This is a genomic window from Carnobacterium sp. FSL E2-0243, from assembly GCF_038003605.1.
Taxonomy (GTDB): Bacteria; Bacillota; Bacilli; order Lactobacillales; family Carnobacteriaceae; genus Carnobacterium; species Carnobacterium maltaromaticum.
Genome location: NZ_JBBOPM010000001.1, coordinates 42,794 through 60,371 on the forward strand (window position 1 = coordinate 42,794; position 17,578 = coordinate 60,371).

General features: G+C 35.0%; 16 protein-coding genes. 10 read left to right on the forward strand and 6 right to left on the reverse strand.

Annotation, left to right across the window (positions count from 1 at the left end; translation table 11 throughout):
* Window positions 1-294 precede the first annotated feature (294 nt).
* Together MHI00_RS00175 and MHI00_RS00180 are read right to left on the reverse strand one after the other, a co-directional pair.
* A complete protein-coding gene (locus MHI00_RS00175) occupies window positions 295-1,242 on the reverse strand; it encodes a DUF7916 family protein (RefSeq protein ID WP_229251517.1) in 948 nt (315 codons plus the stop codon).
* Window positions 1,243-1,387: 145 nt separating this feature from the next.
* Complete coding sequence (locus MHI00_RS00180) at window positions 1,388-1,669, reverse strand: hypothetical protein (RefSeq protein ID WP_010052409.1); 282 nt, start codon at window positions 1,667-1,669, stop codon at window positions 1,388-1,390.
* A gap of 153 nt (window positions 1,670-1,822) precedes the next feature.
* Between MHI00_RS00180 and MHI00_RS00185 the strand changes: the two genes are divergently transcribed.
* Genes MHI00_RS00185 through MHI00_RS00195 form a run of 3 tightly spaced genes read left to right on the forward strand, consistent with a single transcriptional unit; the run spans window position 1,823 to window position 4,609 of the window.
* Window positions 1,823-3,469, forward strand: a complete 1,647-nt coding sequence (locus MHI00_RS00185; protein ID WP_035064903.1) for an ATP-binding protein — start codon at window positions 1,823-1,825, stop codon at window positions 3,467-3,469.
* Entirely contained in the window at window positions 3,466-4,194 is a 729-nt protein-coding gene (locus tag MHI00_RS00190; RefSeq protein ID WP_010052415.1) for a response regulator, read from the forward strand. Before MHI00_RS00185 ends, MHI00_RS00190 begins: the two co-directional genes overlap by 4 nt.
* 22 nt (window positions 4,195-4,216) lie before the next feature.
* Window positions 4,217-4,609, forward strand: a complete 393-nt coding sequence (locus MHI00_RS00195; RefSeq protein ID WP_010052417.1) for a DUF1398 family protein — start codon at window positions 4,217-4,219, stop codon at window positions 4,607-4,609.
* A 61-nt stretch (window positions 4,610-4,670) separates the two neighbouring features.
* Here the strand turns inward: MHI00_RS00195 and MHI00_RS00200 are convergent, their stop codons facing one another.
* Both MHI00_RS00200 and MHI00_RS00205 read right to left on the reverse strand, forming a co-directional pair.
* On the reverse strand, window positions 4,671-5,684 hold the full coding sequence (locus MHI00_RS00200; RefSeq protein ID WP_015075117.1) for a 2-hydroxyacid dehydrogenase: 1,014 nt from the start codon (window positions 5,682-5,684) through the stop codon (window positions 4,671-4,673).
* 45 nt (window positions 5,685-5,729) lie between these two features.
* Window positions 5,730-6,788 (reverse strand): AEC family transporter, encoded by a 1,059-nt coding sequence (locus MHI00_RS00205; RefSeq protein ID WP_015075118.1) that lies wholly within the window; start codon window positions 6,786-6,788, stop codon window positions 5,730-5,732.
* A gap of 939 nt (window positions 6,789-7,727) precedes the next feature.
* Here MHI00_RS00205 and MHI00_RS00210 point away from each other — a divergent pair.
* The 7 genes from MHI00_RS00210 (at window position 7,728) to MHI00_RS00240 (ending at window position 16,374) form a co-directional block, all read left to right on the forward strand.
* Window positions 7,728-8,225 (forward strand): GNAT family N-acetyltransferase, encoded by a 498-nt coding sequence (locus MHI00_RS00210; protein WP_135053638.1) that lies wholly within the window; start codon window positions 7,728-7,730, stop codon window positions 8,223-8,225.
* A 108-nt stretch (window positions 8,226-8,333) separates the two neighbouring features.
* On the forward strand, window positions 8,334-8,873 hold the full coding sequence (hpt, locus tag MHI00_RS00215; protein WP_010052427.1) for a hypoxanthine phosphoribosyltransferase: 540 nt from the start codon (window positions 8,334-8,336) through the stop codon (window positions 8,871-8,873).
* 156 nt (window positions 8,874-9,029) lie between these two features.
* On the forward strand, window positions 9,030-10,340 hold the full coding sequence (locus MHI00_RS00220) for an FAD-dependent oxidoreductase (protein WP_341109996.1): 1,311 nt from the start codon (window positions 9,030-9,032) through the stop codon (window positions 10,338-10,340).
* 10 nt (window positions 10,341-10,350) lie between these two features.
* A complete protein-coding gene (locus tag MHI00_RS00225; protein ID WP_341109998.1) occupies window positions 10,351-11,817 on the forward strand; it encodes a helix-turn-helix domain-containing protein in 1,467 nt (488 codons plus the stop codon).
* 218 nt (window positions 11,818-12,035) lie between these two features.
* A complete protein-coding gene (glpK, locus tag MHI00_RS00230) occupies window positions 12,036-13,544 on the forward strand; it encodes a glycerol kinase GlpK (protein ID WP_010052430.1) in 1,509 nt (502 codons plus the stop codon).
* A 32-nt stretch (window positions 13,545-13,576) separates the two neighbouring features.
* Window positions 13,577-15,406: a type 1 glycerol-3-phosphate oxidase gene (glpO, locus tag MHI00_RS00235; protein ID WP_341110000.1), complete on the forward strand. Its 1,830-nt coding sequence runs from the start codon at window positions 13,577-13,579 to the stop codon at window positions 15,404-15,406.
* Between the two features lie 251 nt (window positions 15,407-15,657).
* A complete protein-coding gene (locus MHI00_RS00240) occupies window positions 15,658-16,374 on the forward strand; it encodes an MIP/aquaporin family protein (protein ID WP_010052433.1) in 717 nt (238 codons plus the stop codon).
* A gap of 82 nt (window positions 16,375-16,456) precedes the next feature.
* On the opposite strand, the gene MHI00_RS00245 is transcribed toward MHI00_RS00240, so the two are convergent.
* Window positions 16,457-16,906 (reverse strand): S-ribosylhomocysteine lyase, encoded by a 450-nt coding sequence (locus MHI00_RS00245; RefSeq protein WP_033257385.1) that lies wholly within the window; start codon window positions 16,904-16,906, stop codon window positions 16,457-16,459.
* 27 nt (window positions 16,907-16,933) lie between these two features.
* Complete coding sequence (locus MHI00_RS00250) at window positions 16,934-17,575, reverse strand: class I SAM-dependent methyltransferase (RefSeq protein WP_035064888.1); 642 nt, start codon at window positions 17,573-17,575, stop codon at window positions 16,934-16,936.
* Window positions 17,576-17,578 lie beyond the last annotated feature (3 nt).

The window sequence follows — 17,578 nt, forward strand, 5'->3', positions numbered from 1 at the left end:
GATCATGATTCGAGGACAATTATTATAAAATTAAAGTTATTAATCCTCGATAAGGTGGTTTTTTGTGAACTATAGAGCTAATTATCCAGCTCAAGAAAAATTGTCAGGAGTTATATTGATTAACGAGGCCAGTTACAAAATTATATAAGTGAAAGATTTCTTTAATTCTATGTTAAAGTAAAAATTAAAAACTCAATTCAGACAAAGTAGGGTAAACATACTTAACTTGAATTGAGTTTTTTTAATTAGAATAAGAATGAATTCGTGATACAAGTAAACTAGATTATAAATTAGTTAACGATTAATTGATCGTGAAATTCGGTTCATTGTGTGACGCATACCACGAATAGCGAGCGACATAGCATAGATATTTTCAGCAGGTGCTAAACCACCGTAACCAGCATCGCCAATATGTTGAATATCAACACCAGCAACTTTATTGCGAATCGCAATTTGTTTAATGGTTTCTTTATCTGCACTTTCTTGGCTAGTTCCAATTGCAGACATGGTTAAAGCGCCTTTAGATTTAGCGTATTTAACAGCTTCAATCAATTCGCTATCGGTGAATCCAGGAACAGTTCCAACTGCAGGTAGCAAAATAATATCTGCTCCAGCTTCAATAAATTCGTGAATCGCTTCTGTCGATGCTACAGGCTCAGCAACTCCCGCGCCATGCATTTTCCCAGCAATAACCAAACCAGAGAAGTGTTTTTTAGCTAGTATCACAGCTTTGGCAATTTGACGATTTGTTACACCGGTACCAGGGTTTCCTGTTAGGCAAATAAAATCAAAGCCCAGTTCATCAGCGCGTTTTAAAGTTGCTTCTGAACAAATTCGGCCTTCAGAAATGATTAACAAATCTTCGGCCATATCAGCTTCTAGATCAACAGGTTCTAAATTTACGCCAACGGGTCTACCAACTAATTTTTTGACTTCTGCAACGGGATTCCGTGTATTTTTACTGGTATCTTGCATTGCAGCAACAATCTCGTTGAAATTAGAAAAGCCTGGTAGTCCTAAAATAATCGGATTTAAGCAATCAAATGCATTTAGTAAAATTAAATCGGCTCCATAAGCGCTAGCCACTTCAGCGTTGGTAATATCTCCTGCAACTGGCGGTGCCATTACAACGTTTTCGGAACAAATTGTACGTCCTTCAGAAGCTAGAATCGCCTGCTTTAATTCAGATGGACTCATTTTAGCAACATCACTTGCACTACTACTTAGTAATCGTTTGACCATTTAAATCACCCATTTCTATTTTATTAACGCATCTATATAGAAAGCGTTTGTTTTTCTTTTTGATGAAAATTTAGGAAAAATTTGTAAAAACAATCTAGTTATAGCGTAGCATTTTAAAAAATAACTGTAAACCCTTTCTTTCTATTTAGACTATTTTATTTATAAAAACGGCCTCTAGAAAAGGAACGATACTTGTACCACAATCAACAATTGAAAAAAATTCGTTTTTATAGTGGAAATTTAGGGTTTTAGCTCCAAATCTTTGGGTTAAGGTAACTTTTTCTATTTTAGAAATCGGCAACTCTCGCTGGATTTTTTTGATTTTAGAGTGTGTATTTTTGATTTCCAATTTATCATGATTGAGTGTTAAGGTTACAAAATAATAATCTAGACCAATCTTATCTGTAATCTCGATAATTGTATTCATTTCCATCATCCTCTCTTGTTTTTACTAGTGTAACTTGTGAAACGCGTATCAGGTCAAGAGTTTCTGTTTACTTGTTTTTGTGCTTAAAAGGTTGCTAAATAAGGTTTTATTGGGTATATTGAAGAAAGAAAATAAAAGGGGACTCCTATAAATATGAAAACTAAAATAAAAAAAGGGCTAGTAAATGTCCCAAAGCGAAAAAAATTATCTTTGCAGTCCACTATTATTGTGGTTGTAACGGCGGCAACGTTAGTGTCCTTAGTGGTTTCAGCTGTTTTAATTCGAAATTATGTTATTGCTAAGGAATTTGAAAATACAAAAGAAAAGATTGCCAATATAGCTAATTTAGCAGCGGAAAGTAGTATTGTTAAAGATGGCTTGCTAGGTTTGGTCGAGCAAGATGAGGTCCAAAATTATGCACAAATGGTTGTTGATACGACCAATGTAGATTTTGTTGTAGTGTTAGACACGAATATGATTCGTTTATCCCATCCCGATGAAACAGTGATTGGTGAAACATTCTCAAATGTTAAAGATGCTAAAAAAGCGCTCTCTGGTAAAAGTCATTATTCCGAGCAAATAGGTGTTCTAGGCGATGGCTATCGTTATTTTACTCCGGTATTTAATAGTAGTGGAGAGGTGATTGGTGTTGTTTGTGTGGGATTAACGATGGATACCATTAATCGTGATGTCAGTGATGCACAGTGGAAGATTTTAGTAGGATTAGGTTTGGGTCTAATTGTTGGTGTTATTGGAGCTATTTTCTTAGCACAAAAAATTAAATCAATTTTATTTGGTTTAGAGCCTAGTGAAATTGCTACTCGATTAAGTGAAAAAGAAATTATTGAGAATGAAGTCAGTGAAGGTATTTTAGCAATTTCTAGCAATCAAGAAATTGTTTTGGTGAATCGTGAAGCGATTAAAATGTTTGCTCAATCTGATATTCAACAAGAAATTAAATTAGGTGTCCATTTAGACGAAGTTTTATATTCAGTTTTGTTTGAGCAAGTTTTTGAAACAAAAGAGAAACTGAAAGACCAAGCCTTATATTTGAGTGGGATAGAAGTTATTGCTAGTGTAGCCCCGATTTTTATCGAGGGAGATTTTGCGGGTGCAGTAGCGACTTTTAGGGATCAATCTGAAATGCAAAATTTAATTCATGAGTTGAGTGGAACGGAACAATACATTGATTCAATGCGGGCTCAGACCCATGAATTTATGAATAAAATGCATGTCATTTTAGGGTTGATAGAGTTAGAAAAATATTCGGAAGTAACAAGCTTTATTAGACAGTTGAATAATGATTATCAAGAAGAAGTTGGTTATATTACGGAGAAAATAAAAGTTCCGGCGATTGCAGGTTTCTTGTTAGGCAAAATTAATGAAGCGAAAGAACAAGGGGTTGAAATCATTTTAGAGGAGCAGTCCTTTTTACCAGAATTAAAAACAGGAGAGAGCATCCACTTGTTATTGCAAATTATGGGTAATTTATTAGATAATGCAAAAGAGGCAGTTGCTCATACTCTTGATAAGCGCGTAACTTTGTTAGTCAGTTATGATCTTGAGGGTCAGATTTTGATCATCAAAGTTACAGATTCTGGTCAGGGAATAGCTGCAGATATTCAGGCGAAAATGTTTGAGCGAGGCTTCTCAACTAAAGGAGAGCATCGTGGTTATGGATTGAATTTGATTCAAACGATTGTCACGAATCATCAAGGTTTTATTGAGGTTAAAAGTCAACAAAACCAAGGGACAACCTTTTATATTGAACTCCCATATGAAATGGAGGAAGCAACATGACAAACGTTTTAATTATTGAAGATGACCCAATGGTTGCCATGCTGAATCAACAGTTTATAGAAAAAATTGCGGATGTTCATATTGTTGGAAATGTACGGAATATACCAGATGCACGTGAATTACTTGCTGAAGAATCAGTCGATTTGCTACTACTGGATGTCTATTTACCAGGTATGACAGGGATTGAATTTTTGGCAGAGCTACATGATAAAAAAATAAACGTTGCTGTTATTCTAATTACTGCGGCGAATGATGTTTCGACAGTCAAGGAAGCTATTTATTATGGTGTGGTAGATTACTTAATCAAGCCATTTACCTTTGAGCGTTTTAAACTAGCTTTTGAGAAATTTGAAAAATTAACTGATGTGACGCAAGAGTTACAGTCAACCGATCAGAGTCAACTGGATAAATACTTTAATAGCGGAACGATACCAGCAGCTCCTGTTAGTTCGGGAAAAGTCGAGGATTTACCTAAGGGTTTGTCTAAGTTAACTTTAAAGAAGGTTTATCGTCAGATTCAGAAAATAAAAGGTAGTTTTTCAACGGAGCAATTAGCCGGAGAGATTGGTTTGTCACGCATTTCAACTAAGAAGTATTTATTATTTCTGGTAGATATTCAGATTTTGCATGAGGAAATGGAATATTTAGAAATTGGACGACCTTTGACACTGTATTCGTTAAGAGACACCCATCAAAATGAGATTGAAAAGTATTTGAAAAATTAATAGGACTAATGGAGGTCAGATTGTGGGATTGGATTATCAGGAAATTGAAAAAATAATTAATAATGAAACGAATGCAGGTGGATTTGCAGAATTAATTAAAAATTTTAAAGAAATTGGAGTCTCTCATTATGAGTACAGGGTCGCTGCGGGCATGTATCGCTACTATGATGAAGATAGTTCAATTGACATTCAATTTAACGGTATTCCCAAACCAGTAGTACCCATTGAATCTGCTGAAAAAATCAAGCAGGCTGTCAAGCGTGCACAAGCTGGTGAAATCACTTTTGAACAGTTTACTGAATTAGCTGGAGAAGCTGGTATTGCATACTGGGCAACAGATATTTCTAAAATGGTTGTCAATTATTATGGAATTCAGGGTAGTCTGTTATTATCAGAACCAATTTCAGAAGTTTAATAAGCAGAAAAAAAGTGCTCTACACATGATGGTAGGAGCACTTTTTTTCTGTTTATTTAATTTAAGCTAAGACTGGTAATTCAACAGCATTAGCAGTTTTTCCGGTAGTTAGAATCTCATTGAAATTCTCGAAGCTGGTTTCGACCATATTTGCTAAGGCTTCATCCGTATTTGAACCAATATGAGGTGTTACTAAGACTCTTGGGTATAGATCAACTAATTTTTGGACAGTTGGATCTGGTAATGCTTGCCAAGGTGAAAATTTCTTGAAGAATAAATCTTTTTCGTTTGCAAAAACATCTGTCCCAAAGGCACCAATTTGATTGGTTTCTAAAGCTTCAAGGATGGCTTCGTTGTCTTGTAATTCACCACGAGCAGTATTGATTAAAATAGCGTCTTCTTTCATTTTAGATAAGAATTCTGCATTAATCATTTTGTCATTTTTTCCAGGGAAGTAAGGAACATGGATACTAACAATATCACTTTCTGCTAAAAGAGCATCTAAGCTTTTAAATTCAAGTACTTCTTTGGCTGCGTCAGATTCGAAAACGTCATAGCCAATAACTTTAGCGCCTAAGCCTTTAAATAATTTAGCTTCAGTTAAACCAATTTTACCTGTTCCAATTACTCCAACGGTACAGTTACGGATTTCACGACTGAACATTTGGCTATCAACGATGAAATTTTTAAAAGAGGTTCTGTTTGTTGTGTAAGCAGTATTGCGTAACAACATCATTGCTAGTGTTAAAGAAAGCTCTGCAATTGCATTTGGTGAGTATGAAGGAACGCGAGCAACTTCCATTTTGTATTCAGCAGCAGCTTCTAAGTCAATGTGATTAAAGCCGACAGTTCTTGTGAAGACATATTTTATACCATATTCGGCCATTTTACTTAAATTTTGACGGTCTGCAATACAATTTCCTCTTAATAAAACAGCATCATGATGTTGAGCCGTTTGAATATTTTGGTGAGTTAGTAATTCTTCTACTAATGTTAATTCATAGTTGTATTTATTTAGTGATTGAAAGAAAGGTACTTCATTTGGTCGAACTCCGTAACAAGCGATTTTAAACATAATTGTTTCCTCCTAAGATTTAATAGATAAAGCGAGTGTGAATTTTTAGAATAATCCTGTTTTGCTAATGACTTCTAGAATAATAATCCAGACAGGAGTCATGATGACGGCCATAACAGTTGATAAGAGTGAGGCGTTGGAAGCCAGTAAAGCATCTTTATCAAAACTAATGGCATAAGCTGCAGCAACGGTTGCGGTTGGTGTAGCCATCATAATTACGATGGTAGCAAGTGCTACAAAGCTAACTGGTAAAATGTTTGTAACTGTTAGAATAGCTAGGAAAACAATGTTGATAGCTGGAACTAAGATAACTTTAACAACACTGTAGTACCAAGAAGTTTTGTCTGAAGCAGCTTTTTTGAAACTGATTTCGCCTAAAGTTGAACCGATAGATAACCAAGCAAGTGGTGAAGCAAGTCCAGCAAGGTAAGTCATTGGTTTGAATAACCAGAGAGCTGTTTGATCGATACGTAAGAAAGCTACTTGATGAGCCGCAGCGCCATCAATTCCAGCAACAGTAACTTGTGGCATTGAACCTTGGAAAATCCAAATGAATAATCCAGCAAAGGTTGCGATAACGATAGGGTTTAAAAACATTGTTTTGATATTTTTAAGTTCCATTTTTAAACCACTCATTTTGATGTAACCATATGAGTAAAGGAAGATACGGTATCCAATGTTAAAGATAGAGCTGAACATAACTCCGACAGGTCCATAGATAGCACTAACAATTGGTGTTCCGAAGAATGTTGTTGATCCAAAAATAGTTAAGACACGTAATGTATCTTGCTTGTCTCCTTTATAACTAAGGAAGAAAGGTTTTGAAATGAAGATCAAAATGATGTAAATAGCGATTCCCCAAATTAAAACGTTCATCCCTTGTTTCAATGTGTCAGGATCAATATCTTGCATAAACGCGTTGAAAGCTAAGGCTGGTAATGCAACTGTTAAAACTACTTTTGATAATATTTTTCCAACTTCAGCTGAAAAGATTCCTTTTTTTCGGCAAAAGAAGCCAAGCATAATAATGAAAACCGTTGATGTAATTGCACTAATAATTGTCATATCTGTTACGGTCGTTTGAATAATTTCTAAGATGTCCATGAGTGTTCCTCCAGTAATGTGTTTTTAATCACAAATAATAAGTAGCTTTTTTATATATTTGATACGGCCATATCTTGTTTACATACCTATCATAATGCCTATTTGTGAAAAAGTTAACAATATGTAATTAAACTAAACTTATGTAACTAATGTAAGTGAAAATATTCACTAATAAAGTCTTTTTTTATTTATGTACTTGTTAAAGAAGACCGATACATGAGTCGGAGACACAAAAAAACATTTATATTTTTCAGAAGGTACAAGAATAAGTTTGTGAATTTAAATTCATTTTATTTAGTGTAGCCCACTCAGCTAGAATTTTAGATTGAAGGAGGCCAACTGAGTATGTTATACTAAAATTGAAAAAGGAACCATGCGTCAACATGATCCCTTTTAAAGTAGAACCGTTCAAAAGACGGTAGCTAGTAAATAAATTGATGAATAACCATCTATTCACTGGTTAAGTGTTTTAGTAGATGGTTATTTTTTGTTTTTATGATCGTAAATTTTTAAAGCTAACGTTGTGAACGCTAACGCGAACATCAAGGCTTCAAAAACAGACATGTTTAATCATTTCTAGGAGTAAAACTATCATTTAACATAGGCATACACCCCTTTTTACTGAGATTTAGCCAACCATCTATTGCGATTCCCGCATCTAAATTATAGTATAATAAATTTATAGATATTGGTTAAACGACGATAGTTCTTCTGTTGTTAGAATCATTTTAAAGAGTTACAACAAAGCTGTAAAAAAATGATTGTATTTGTAAATATTCTTAGATTGATAAGTATAATTTTATTAAGGCTAGCTCTTGTGAGCCGGCTTCTCGAGAAAAAGCTAAAGATTCGAGATGGCAAAAAACACCATATCAATTTTTCCTGTTTTCTTGCCGGAGCTAACCGTCTCAACGAGCTTTTTATTAAGGAGGGACTTAAATGATTCGTTTGGCAACTGAAATAGATATTCCATTAATTTTAGCAATATATAATCAAGCTATTTTAAAAACAACTGCAACTTATGATGAAGAAATTCATACGATTGAGGAACAGTTAGCCTGGTTTAATGAAAAGCGACAAAAGGAGATTCCGCTGATTGTTTTTGAAGAAGATGGAATTGTTGCAGGATATGGGACTTATGGTCCGTTTAGAGAGAAAAGTGCTTTTCGTTATACAATTGAACATTCTATCTATGTTGGCGAAGCACATCAAGGTAAGGGCATCGGTGAAAAACTGTTAATCGAACTCATTAAATTAGCTAAAGTAGCTGATTATTGGGTGATGATTGGTGGAATCGATCATGGGAATCCTGGTAGTATTCATTTGCATAAAAAATTAGGTTTTACTTATTGTGGTACGTTGAAAGCAGTCGGCTATAAGTTCAATCAATTTTTGGATTTAGATTACTATCAATTGGATTTACGTGCGGATGCTTAAAGAGTAATGAGTTTATAATCAAAATTGTGTATCTTAAGCAAAACTGCTAAAATATAAGTGAACGTTTTTTAACGAAGAAAGCTTGAAATTCAAAGGAGATTTAACTAAATGATACAAAATGATATTCTAAAGGTTCTTTATTCAAAGGAAGAACTAGCTCAAAGAACGACTGAACTTGGTAAAGAATTAACTGAGGATTATCGCAATAAAAAACCTTTATTGGTTGGCATTTTAAAAGGAGCTATCTTTTTTACGACGGATTTAGCTAAAGCAATGGATATTAATGTAGAAATTGACTTTATGGATGTGTCGAGTTATGGCAATTCAACTATTTCATCAGGAGAAGTCAAAATTATTAAAGATTTAAGTGCAAGTGCAGCCGATCGTGATATTATTATTGTTGAAGATATCATTGATAGTGGTCGAACTTTAGAGTACCTAGTGAGTTTATTTAAGCGACGTGGAGCCAATACGGTTAAACTTGTTACGTTGTTAGATAAACCAGAAGGACGAGTTGTCGACATCAAAGCTGATTATGTAGGTTTTTTAGTTCCCAATGAATTTGTTGTTGGGTACGGAATTGATTTTGCGGAACGCTACCGTAATTTACCTTATGTAGCTGTTTTAAAACCAGAAATGTATCAATAGTACGAAGTCATATTTCAATAACATAAAGGCATCTCTACTATAAGAGATGCCTTTTTTAACCATTTTTTTATAAGAATAAAATAAATTAAGTAGGTAATGATTGACCAAAATAAATCATTCTGCTATGTTTCAAGTAGAGTGTGAAGGAGGAGTTTTATGAAAATTGTTATTGTCGGTGGTTCTTTTGCTGGAGTGACAGCAGCTGTAACAGCGCGAAAAAAATTCCCAAAAGCAGAAATTGTGTTACTTGAAAAGAAAAATACTATTGGATTCATCCCTAGTGCGCTCCATTTGATTTTAAATGGCGAGATTGAAAGCCTTCAACAGGCCTACTTTATTTCTGAGGCAGAAATTGAGGAACATAATATTCACTTGATTCTAGCTGCAGAAGTTAAAAAAATGGATATAGAAAATCAGATAATTAGCTATGAGAACCAAAATATACTTAAAAATATAGCCTATGATAAATTGATTTTAGCAACAGGCTCTATTCAAAATTCTTATCGAATTAAAGGAATTGATTCTGAAAGAATTTTGAAATATAAATCAATAGAAAAAGCCCAAGAAGCACTAGCTTTAGTTAACGAAAATCAGACATTTACAATTGTTGGTGGTGGACAAGTCGGTGTTGAAATGGCAGATTGCCTAGTCAGACAAAATAAGAAAGTTCAGTTAATTGAAAGCATGAGCGGAATTTTAGTGAAATATTTTGATCAAGAAATGTTAGCTCCCTTACTGCTGGAAATGAAAAATAAAGGGGTTATTTCTTACTTTAATGAAACCGTCCAAGAGATTAAAGAAATAGAAAATCGTGTTATATTGACTACGAATAATCAGGAAATAGAAAGCGAGTGTGCGGTTTTTGCACTAAGTGTGAAACCTAATCTTCCTTATTTAGATCCAAGGATTCGGTGTCATGAAGATGGCAGCATTTTTGTGGATGAGTATTTGAAAACTTCGGCGGAAAATATTTTTGCTATTGGGGATTGCATCCAAATTCCTTCAAGTTTATCAAGTGAAACTTTTTATGTATCTTTGACGAATAATGCTGTGCGAGCAGGGGTTGTGGTAGTTGATAATTTAATAGAGCCACAAACTGTTTTTATTGGCAGTGCTCGAACAATTGGGACTAAAGTTTTTGATTATTTTATAGCTAGTACTGGAATGACCGAAGCGGAAAGTATTTTCTTTGATGAAGAAATTTCAACAACATATGTGACTCAATCAAGTTCTCTATTTAATCAAGAGCCCATCAAAGGGAAATTACTTTATAATAAAGAGACTCGAAAAATATTAGGTGCACAATTCATTTCTAAATCAAATATTTTAGAAAAAATTAACACGCTATCCTTGGGAATTCAGATGGGGATTACTGTCGAAGAACTTGCTCAAAAAGATTATTATTTTCATCCGGCTTGGAGTCCGGTGTATGATGTAACGAATCAGCTAGGCTTAATGAAAGATTAGGTGAAAGTAGATGAGGATTGAGGATTTTTTAGAAAAAAAAGAAGGATTACAAATTGCTATTTTGAAAAAATTAGTTCTGGAGAATGGCAAGATTTCTTATGAGGATCTACGTAACTATTTAGGAATTTCGAAAGCATCATTAGAGAGTTATTTGGAAGAATTAGAGTCGTATTTGTCTGAATATAAAGGCGATTGTCGTGTGAAATCAGATGGTTCTAAAATTGAACTATTTGTGAGCAATCATTTTTCTATCGTGACGGTCTATACTGATTATGTAAAACGATCACTTAAATTCCAATTAATAGATTATGCTTTTAAACATCAAAAATTTACGGCTGTTAAAATTACCAATGATTTATCGATTAGTGAATCTTCTTTGTTTCGAAAAATAAAAGAGAGCAATGACCTACTTAAAGAATTCAATATTCAAATCAAGAATGGAAGCCTTCATGGAGAGGAATTGCAAATACGTTATTTTTATTTCCAGCTGTATTGGCTCGTGACACCTAATGAAAAATTTCAAGAAACGGTATTACCTGCCCAAATCCATAATTTAATCAATGGCTTTGAAAAAGAATTAGACATAAAAATTAGTGATTTTAGCCGAATTAGAGTTCATTTGTGGTTTGCAATTAGTAAAAAACGAGCGAATATATCTGAAAAAATCTATAAAAATAGTCAGAAAAAATTAAAGCTTTATGAAAATGATCGGCTTTATAAGCAAGTAAGACAGTTGATTTTACTTTACTTTAGTCGTTATTCTATTGAAGTGGGAGAAGAAGAGAGCATGCTCCATTTTATCTTTTTAACAACCCAATCAATTTTATCTGAGAAGGATTTTATTAATTATGATTTAATTCGGAGTCGTCGAACTCCGACGGCTTTAGTCGATACACTTTTGAGAGAAACGGTGCTCCACTACTATTTACCCGTTAAGCCTAGTCTCGCATTGGAAAGAAAAATTAGTTATTATCTCTCGCAAATTAATGGTACTTTGTATTTTTTTGAGGGAGCACTTGAAATTTATGACCGAGAAGATTTTTTGGCGCAAGAAAGTAAAGTTTGGAGAAAAAATTTAAAAAACCTGTCTGAAGAGTTATTAACGACAGCTTTGGCTAATTTCAATCAGAAAGCCACCAGTTTGAATACACTACAGGGATTGACGTTACTAGAATACTCCAGTGTGCTATCAATTGTGGATTTTAAGATCTCAAAAGAATTGCATATTGGCATTGATTTAAATTTAATGGAGATGCACACGGAGATTTTAACACAGATGCTAGAATTGAATTTAAAAAATGTAACGGGGATTACGGTAGAAGAATATAAAAAACAACGTAATTATGATTTAGTAATTACAAATAATTTAGCTTTTTCGGAGTATCCGAAAGGGACAGAAATTTATGTCACCTCGGACTTCTTTTCTAGTTATGATTTGAAGCAAATCAAGTCTCGAATTAATGAGTTGAAAATCTGAAAAAGTGAGAATGATTAAATAAATACTGTTAAATCAAGAATTTAACTCTTGATTCTAATAGTATTTTTTTAGTCCCAGTTGTATGTATAATAGGATTTCTAGCGAAAACTTTCAAAAAATGATTCTCTTTTAAAAAAAATTGGGAGTTTTGTTGGGGAAAAATTGATTATGATAGTCATGTAAAGAAAACGGTTTCAAATAATGGGAGGTAATTTAAAATGACAGAAGCTAAGTACATTATGTCGATTGACCAAGGGACTACAAGTTCGAGAGCGATTATATTTGATAAGCACGGTAAAAATGTGGGAAATTCCCAAAAAGAATTTACTCAATATTTTCCAAATGATGGTTGGGTAGAGCACAATGCCAATGAAATCTGGAATTCTGTACAGTCAGTAATTGCTGGAGCATTTATCGAGTCAGGTATTCGACCAGAACAAATTGCAGGTATCGGGATTACAAATCAACGTGAAACTACTGTCATTTGGGATAAAAAAACCGGCCTACCGATTCATAACGCTGTGGTTTGGCAATCTCGTCAATCTTCTCCGATTGCAGATCAGCTAAAAGCAGATGGATATGCAGATTTCTTCCACAAAAAAACAGGATTAATTATAGATGCTTATTTTTCAGCTACGAAGATTCGCTGGATTTTGGACCATGTTGAAGGCGCACAAGAACGTGCTGAAAAAGGCGAATTACTTTTTGGAACAATAGATACATGGCTAGTTTGGAAACTAACAGATGGAGGATCACATGTAACAGATTACTCGAATGCTAGTAGAACCATGATGTTTAACATTCATGATTTAGAGTGGGATCAAGAGATACTAGACTTATTAAATATTCCAAAAGTCATGTTACCAAAAGCTTGTTCAAATTCTGAGATATACGGGTATACGAAAAACTTTCATTTTTATGGAAGTGAAGTTCCAATTTCAGGTATGGCAGGAGATCAACAAGCTGCATTATTTGGTCAAATGGCTTTTGAACCTGGAATGGTTAAAAATACGTATGGCACAGGTTCATTTATTGTTATGAATACTGGTGAAGTACCAACCCTTTCTAAAAATAATTTATTAACTACAATTGGGTATGGAATTAATGGAAAAGTGTATTACGCAATTGAAGGAAGTATATTTGTAACTGGTTCGGCAATTCAATGGTTGCGAGATGGATTGAAGATGATTCAAAGTGCAGCTGATACTGAGAAAATTGCAATGGAATCAACAAGTGCAGATGATATTTTCGTGGTACCTGCTTTCACTGGTTTAGGTGCTCCATATTGGGATTCTGCTGCTCGTGGAGCAATCTTTGGTATCACTCGTGGTACAACTCGAGAAGATTTTGTTAAAGCGACATTACAGTCGATTGCCTATCAAGCTAGAGATGTTATTTCTACGATGCAACATGATACAGGCATTGATATTCCACTATTAAAAGTGGATGGGGGTGCAGCGAATAATAATTATTTAATGCAATTCCAAGCAGATATTTTAGATACAGCTGTACAAAGAGCAAGCAATCTAGAAACAACAGCTTTAGGTGCAGCATTCTTAGCTGGTTTAGCCGTTGGTTTTTGGAAAGATTTAGATGAACTAAAAGAATTTTATGAAGAAGGCGAAATCTTTGAACCAACAATGCCAGCTGAAAAACGTGAAAATTTATATGAAGGTTGGCAACAAGCAGTCGCAGCTACTCAAATGTTTAAGCATACCTCAAAATAGACGTATGCTGATGAAAGGGTGAACTCATCATTATGGCTTTTTCTAATGAAACACGACAAAAGATAGTTAAAGATTTAAAAACGAAACAGTTAGATGTATTGATTATCGGAGGAGGAATCACTGGCGCGGGTGTCGCAGTCCAAGCCAGTGCATCCAGTATGCAGACAGGTTTAATTGAAATGCAAGATTTTGCGGAAGGAACTTCTTCTAGATCAACTAAGTTGGTGCATGGAGGCATTCGCTATTTGAAGAACTTTGATGTTGAAGTTGTTTCAGATACGGTGACGGAGCGGGCAGTTGTCCAAGGCATTGCACCACACATTCCTAAACCAGCACCGATGTTATTGCCTATCTATAATGAAGCAAGCTCAACCTTCAATATGTTTTCAGTCAAGATTGCCATGGATCTATATGATCAGCTAGCTAATGTTACGGGTAGTAAATATGCGAACTATACGCTAACGGCAGATGAAGTTTTGGAAAGAGAACCTTATTTGAAAAAAGAAGGTTTACTCGGTGGTGGTGTCTATTTAGATTTTAAAAATAATGATGCTCGATTGGTTATTGAAAATATTAAGCAAGCTGCTGCAGATGGCGGTGCAATGCTTAGTCGAGTTAAAGCTATTGGATTTCTTTATAATGAATCAGGTAATGTTAATGGGGTTAAAGCACAAGATTTATTAACGGATGAGATTTTTGATATACATGCTAACTTGGTGATTAATACCAGTGGTCCTTGGGTGGATAAAGTCCGTGAATTAGATCAATCGAAAAAAATCACTCCACAAATTCGACCAACAAAAGGGGTTCATTTAGTTATTGATAGCAGTAGATTAACTGTACCTCAACCAACTTATCTAGATACTGGAAAAAATGATGGTCGGATGTTCTTTGTTGTTCCAAGAGAAAATAAAACTTATTTTGGAACAACAGATACAGATTACCAAGGAGATTATGCACAACCAACTGTTGAGCAAGCGGATGTGGATTATTTACTGGAATGTATAAATTATCGTTATCCATCTGCAAAAATAACATTAGCTGATATTGAATCAAGCTGGGTTGGTTTGCGCCCGTTAATTTCAACAAATGGCGGATCGGATTATAATGGTGGGGACAATGGCAAGCTTTCAGATAACAGTTTTTCTCAAGTGATTGATGTAGTCACAAAATATCAAAATAAAGAAGTTGACCGTTTTGCTGTGGAAGATGTTTTAAATAACTTAGAAAGCAGCTTGGCAGAAAGTGCTACAACGCCTTCAACCGTTTCTCGTGGTAGTGATTTAACAAGGGAAGAAGATGGTTTGATTACACTTTCAGGTGGGAAAATTACAGATTATCGAAAAATGGCAGAAGGTGCGATGCAGCTCATTCAAAAAACATTAGAAGCAGAATTCCACAAAGTATTTACACTGATTGATTCTAAAACCTATCAAATTTCAGGAGGAAAAATGGATCCTGGGAAGGTAGAAGAGACGTTAGAGACTTTAGCTAAAGAAGGAATAGAAAAAGGTTTATCGAAAGAAGAGGCAATTTATTTAGCTGACTTGTATGGCAGCAATGTAACGGCATTATTTGCAAATATCGATAAATTGAAAGCCTTTCCAGGTCTGAGTTTAGGTGAAAGCTTGAGTCTGGACTATGCTCTCAACGAAGAAATGACCTTGACACCAGCTGATTTCTTAGTGCGTCGGACGAATCATATGCTCTTTATGCGTGATAGTTTGGATGAAATTAAAAAACCAGTTGTTGATGTAATGGCAGAAAGACTAAATTGGTCTGAAGAAGAAAAATCAAACTATATCAATGAATTGGCTCAAGTCATCAATGAATCAGATTTAATTGAATTGAAAAAAGGCTAGTTCTTATGAGCCAACTCTTCGAGAAAAAGATAAAAATTCGAGAGGACAAAAAGCGTCCTATCAATTTTTCCTATTTTCTTGCCAGAGCTAACCGGCTCAACAAACTTTTTATCAAGGCTAGTTCTTGTGAGCCAGTCCTTCGGAAAAAAGATAAATTCCCAAAAAAGTAAAGAGCCACTTTTCTTGGAATTTTCTATTTTTCTGCCAGGCCTAACCGGCTCAACAAACTTTTTATATAAGGAGCGATAGAGATGAGTGGAGATACATTACAGATTTTTAGTGAGTTTTTAGGTACGTTGATCTTGGTTTTATTAGGTGATGGTGTTTGCGCGGCGGTTAACTTGAAGAAAAGTAAAGCGGAAGCTTCAGGTTGGATTGTTATTGCATTAGGTTGGGGTGCGGCGGTTACGATTGCGGTTTATGTTGCAGGTTTTATGGGACCAGCTCATTTAAATCCAGCTGTTACAATTGCGATGGCGATTGCTGGTAACTTTAGTTGGAGTTTGGTCGTACCGTTTATTCTAGCTCAGGTAGCTGGTGGGGTTATAGGCGCTACGCTAGTTTGGTTAACGTACTTGGATCATTGGCAAGCGACAGAAGATAAAGGTGCTATTTTAGGAACTTTTGCAACGGGTCCAGCGATTAGAAATTATCCTGCAAATGTTCTTACAGAAATGATCGGCACAATTGTCCTGGTTTTAGGCTTGTTGTCATTCTCTCAACATACATTTGCCGATGGAATGAATCCTTTAGTAGTCGGTGTCTTAATTGTTTCCATTGGTTTATCTTTAGGTGGCGCAACAGGGTATGCTATCAATCCTGCTCGTGACTTAGGACCAAGAATTGCACATCAAATTCTACCAATTGCTAATAAAGGCGATTCTGATTGGAGCTATTCATGGGTACCCGTTGTTGGCCCAGTGTTAGGTGCGATCATAGCAGCAGGAATCTTTTTAGTTATTATGTAAAAATGATTGATAAATAAAAAAGCGAGCCTAGAACTAAGTAGATAAATGTATCTACTTGATATCCTAGGCTCTTTTTTATTTTTTAAAAGACTTCTGACCATTCATCGCGTTTAGCTAAAAATTCAGTTGCTAATTGCTGAGCACCTTCGAGAGTATGACTAGCAGCCCAACCGCATTGAACCTCATTACTTGCAGGAACTTCAGTTGCTACTAAAACATCTTTCATAGTCGCTTCTAAAACAGATAAGATATCATCATAGTTATCATGATTAATCACTGTTAAATAAAAACCAGTTTGGCAACCCATTGGACTCCAATCCACTACATAATCTGCATGGTTACGAATCAGTTCAGCTGTTAAATGCTCTAAAGAATGGAGACTTTTCATTTCCATATGCTCTTTATTCGGTTGTTTAAAACGAACATCATATTTTAAAATGACATCGCCATTTTCACCATCTTTACGACCAGCTAAGCGAACATAAGGTGCTTTTACTTTCGTGTGATCTAAATTAAAACTTTCAACGTTCATTTTTTCCACGTTTCGAACCTCCAATAATTAAATTTTAGTTGCTTCAACGATCCAGACATAATCATTCATTTGGATAAAGTTTGCTGTGAATCCAGCAGTACGAAAAGCCTCTTCCATGGTCGGAATTAGTGGGTAATATTCACGAACTAAATCAGCGGCTAAATCAGCATAATTTTTTTCAAGAGCATATTGAACTTTTTCGTCTAAAGCTTTTTTCGTCTGGAACATGGTATCTGCAAATACAAGTTTACCATTTTTTGGCAAGAGTGTGGCATAATCTTTTAAAGCCTCGGCCTTTTCAACATCTGTTAAATGATGAAAGACATATGAGCTGACAATCGTATCGATCGGCATGGCTGGACGAGGATAGGTTTCAAGATCCCCATCGTAAACAACAATTTCTGCTGGCAGTTTAGCTTTGGCTAATTGGCGCATCTCAGGAGAGGGTTCAATTGGAAAAACCGACTTACCAGCTGCTAGCAAACGCAAAGTTAAGTTAGCTGTCCCAATACCAAATTCTAAAACAGAAGAGCCACTTTTAGTGACAATAGTATCTAAAATAAGTGAATAGTCTTTGAAAACAGGTTGATAGGCGGGGTCTTGCCCTTCGACAAATGTATCGTAGTCATTCGCCCATTCTGAAAACACATCTAAAAATTCTCTACCCATAGT

Bases quoted from the DNA above. Each gene is read 5' to 3' on its own strand.
- MHI00_RS00175 (WP_229251517.1), bottom strand. From the start codon at position 1,242: ATGGTCAAACGATTACTAAGTAGTAGTGCAAGTGATGTTGCTAAAATG.
- MHI00_RS00180 (WP_010052409.1), bottom strand. From the start codon at position 1,669: ATGAATACAATTATCGAGATTACAGATAAGATTGGTCTAGATTATTAT.
- MHI00_RS00185 (WP_035064903.1), top strand. From the start codon at position 1,823: ATGAAAACTAAAATAAAAAAAGGGCTAGTAAATGTCCCAAAGCGAAAA.
- MHI00_RS00190 (WP_010052415.1), top strand. From the start codon at position 3,466: ATGACAAACGTTTTAATTATTGAAGATGACCCAATGGTTGCCATGCTG.
- MHI00_RS00200 (WP_015075117.1), bottom strand. From the start codon at position 5,684: ATGTTTAAAATCGCTTGTTACGGAGTTCGACCAAATGAAGTACCTTTC.
- MHI00_RS00205 (WP_015075118.1), bottom strand. From the start codon at position 6,788: ATGGACATCTTAGAAATTATTCAAACGACCGTAACAGATATGACAATT.
- MHI00_RS00210 (WP_135053638.1), top strand. From the start codon at position 7,728: ATGATTCGTTTGGCAACTGAAATAGATATTCCATTAATTTTAGCAATA.
- hpt (WP_010052427.1), top strand. From the start codon at position 8,334: ATGATACAAAATGATATTCTAAAGGTTCTTTATTCAAAGGAAGAACTA.
- MHI00_RS00220 (WP_341109996.1), top strand. From the start codon at position 9,030: ATGAAAATTGTTATTGTCGGTGGTTCTTTTGCTGGAGTGACAGCAGCT.
- MHI00_RS00225 (WP_341109998.1), top strand. From the start codon at position 10,351: ATGAGGATTGAGGATTTTTTAGAAAAAAAAGAAGGATTACAAATTGCT.
- glpK (WP_010052430.1), top strand. From the start codon at position 12,036: ATGACAGAAGCTAAGTACATTATGTCGATTGACCAAGGGACTACAAGT.
- glpO (WP_341110000.1), top strand. From the start codon at position 13,577: ATGGCTTTTTCTAATGAAACACGACAAAAGATAGTTAAAGATTTAAAA.
- MHI00_RS00240 (WP_010052433.1), top strand. From the start codon at position 15,658: ATGAGTGGAGATACATTACAGATTTTTAGTGAGTTTTTAGGTACGTTG.
- MHI00_RS00245 (WP_033257385.1), bottom strand. From the start codon at position 16,906: ATGAACGTTGAAAGTTTTAATTTAGATCACACGAAAGTAAAAGCACCT.
- MHI00_RS00250 (WP_035064888.1), bottom strand. From the start codon at position 17,575: ATGGGTAGAGAATTTTTAGATGTGTTTTCAGAATGGGCGAATGACTAC.